Origin of the sequence: Paraglaciecola sp. 25GB23A, from assembly GCF_040012495.1 — a bacterium.
In the GTDB taxonomy this organism is placed as follows: domain Bacteria; phylum Pseudomonadota; class Gammaproteobacteria; order Enterobacterales; family Alteromonadaceae; genus Paraglaciecola.
Map to the genome: position 1 here is coordinate 1 of NZ_JBDYKM010000064.1, position 2,454 is coordinate 2,454.

At 39.2% G+C, this 2,454-nt stretch carries 5 protein-coding genes; all 5 read right to left on the reverse strand.

Annotated elements, in window-relative coordinates:
* Positions 1-150: 150 nt before the first annotated feature.
* On the reverse strand, positions 151-546 hold the full coding sequence (locus ABKW31_RS22760) for a hypothetical protein (protein WP_348619008.1): 396 nt from the start codon (positions 544-546) through the stop codon (positions 151-153).
* Between the two features lie 341 nt (positions 547-887).
* Positions 888-1,040, reverse strand: a complete 153-nt coding sequence (locus ABKW31_RS22765) for a hypothetical protein (protein ID WP_348619009.1) — start codon at positions 1,038-1,040, stop codon at positions 888-890.
* Positions 1,024-1,272 (reverse strand): hypothetical protein, encoded by a 249-nt coding sequence (locus tag ABKW31_RS22770; protein ID WP_348619010.1) that lies wholly within the window; start codon positions 1,270-1,272, stop codon positions 1,024-1,026. The genes ABKW31_RS22765 and ABKW31_RS22770 overlap by 17 nt, the downstream gene beginning before the upstream one ends.
* A gap of 88 nt (positions 1,273-1,360) precedes the next feature.
* Positions 1,361-1,843, reverse strand: coding sequence for a hypothetical protein (locus tag ABKW31_RS22775; protein WP_348619011.1), 483 nt, complete (start codon positions 1,841-1,843; stop codon positions 1,361-1,363).
* A gap of 121 nt (positions 1,844-1,964) precedes the next feature.
* Entirely contained in the window at positions 1,965-2,357 is a 393-nt protein-coding gene (locus ABKW31_RS22780) for a hypothetical protein (RefSeq protein ID WP_348619012.1), read from the reverse strand.
* Positions 2,358-2,454 lie beyond the last annotated feature (97 nt).

The following is a 2,454-nucleotide window of genomic DNA, read 5'->3' on the forward strand; positions in this document are numbered from 1 at the left end:
TAAGCACACCAAGCAACCGATTAGAAAAGAAATTAACAAATACCAACTATTCATAAATCCCTCTTTGCAACATAACGCTTTAAACAGCGGAAAGACCGAGCGCTTTGGCCGTTGTTTGGCCTGCGAGGGATTTTCCGATGATTTAACTTGTTATGCATAAAACTCCTGCAACGCTGCGAAGTCTTCTTTGATAAAAAGTTCTATCGCTTTACGGGCATTTTCTTTACTGAAGGATTGGGTAAATAAACTTACAGTTCCTTGTTTTTTTGAGAAGCCGAACCAGGCGCTGACTTCTCCAGGAAAGTAGCACTCCGAAACAAAAAACATAGACCGCTTGTCTCCACCTGCGGACACCCAGATCAACTTCTTATCTTTTTCATAGACAAGCGATATAGTTGGTGCGCATTTGTTAAGTCTATTTGCATCTTCAACTTGTGTGTCCCAATCAAAATTATCAAATGCAGTAAGAGCATCCATCGGGTTAGCAATCGGCTTGTCTATTGACTCATCATGAGCATGGTGGGCATATTGAAAATTCAGTTTCATTCCGCTGACTCTATTTATGCATAACGTCCAAAGCAACGGAAAATACGATCGCTTTTGGGCGAAGCCCAGCGAGTAGTTTTCCGGTGCCTTTGTTTGTTATTGCGCCAACCTACTGAACTATCGCGGTTTACCGCCAGCCCTGTTTGCACAACAACATGATTAAAAATATTACCCGTAGACTAAACTAACCTTCATAAAAACAACAAGTGATTTTTGCATGTTAGGTTGGATAGTTTTGGATAAAAGTGCAGGTTGTTTATAAAGTTTGCTTAGTAAATAAATGAACGGACGATTGCCAAAAAGAGCACTAACTAAACACAACCTAAGGAAACTAAAACTTACTACCGATACTGACCAACAAGTTGTAAGGCTAAAGCGCTATAACGCCCGCCTATGGGGCAATTATGAGCGTTTTGCAACGAAGTTGCAGCGAGTAATTGTCCCAGCCCAACTTGTTGGGCGAGCATAAGGCGTTTGTTAGAGTTTGTTTTCATAGTGCAATTCGCGTTCAAAAATTTCGCCATTTGTATCACTCTGTTGATAATGAACAATGCCGCCAAAATCAGTATCAATCAATACGCCTGACTTTAGATATTCCCACTGTTCTTTTGAAAACTCATTTGAATATTCAGCACCGTCAATATCCGCCACAACGACACCCCGAAAAGTTCCAGAAATGATTACCCTATCGCCAAGTCGCATTATTGATTCATCGGCATATTTCATACAAAAACTCTAACGCTTTGCATATGGGGATTTTAGGAGCGCTGTTTCAGCGAGTAAAATTCCCTGCATGATGCATTTGTTAGGCTCTTTAAGTTGAACGAAGGTTGAATCCCCAAACTTCATATTCATCATTCCTAATTGCCAAAGTAATACTTAATGAACCTGAGGTGCCAAATTTACTATTTTCACTAAATTTAACGGAGTAAAAAAGCTTGAACTGTTTTAAATCGCCTTGCGTACCGAGATATTCTGCATGGCTGTATCCGCCCTCAACTATAGAATCAAAGTAATCTACAAGCTGACGAAAAGTGCTAAATGTTTCTTTTTTATCGATTTGAGCTTTAGCGGAGGGACTGAAGAGGTTATACATTGCCTCATAATCTCTACTGTTGTATTGAGACACAAATTGATCATAAATTTTATTGCGAACATTCTTAGTCATATGGCTAGGCAAAGTATTCTCTACTTTATTCTGAGTAGATGTTATAGGTTGGGAAGTGACACCAAACCAAACCGTAGCTACAATATTAGCTACCAATAAAACGATTATTACTGCATAGATACTTTTCATGAAATTCCTTTTTGAGCCTAACGCCCTGTTAACAGGCAAAAAATAGTTGGTTAAAATTAGCGACGAAGGAGCAAAACCAACTGTTTTTTGTCCTTGTTTAACAGCTTGTTATGCAGTTTTACTACAAAACCCCTGTTCTTATTTCTTGGCAATTATAGCAGGCACTTTTTCCTTCGCCTTGGTTATACCATACATGCTTCCACCCGTTGTCATCACAGGTTTCTGGCTGTAAGTCATACCAGTGCTGTTCGAGGTACTCTTCATCAGTACCTTGAAAAATACGCATTGTGCTAGCAACTTCAGTTACTAGTTCGCATTCAATAATTTCATTTACCGAAAACTCACCGACAAACACAATACCATCTTGGGCATACTCTTTGAACTCAGCGAGGATTTGCTTTTCAGCTTCGGATTCTGAAGGAGCTTCAGTGATCACAACTCGTTCTTCGAATTTTGCAATTCGATTCGGCTCGTCATATACATGTTTGAATATTCCACTACCGCTAAATTTCATCTCGTATCCATACTTAACTGCATAACGAGGCTGTAGAAAAAGTCGGTTTTGACATTGCATTTTCTACTACCCTTCTTAATTTTTAACTTTTGCTACT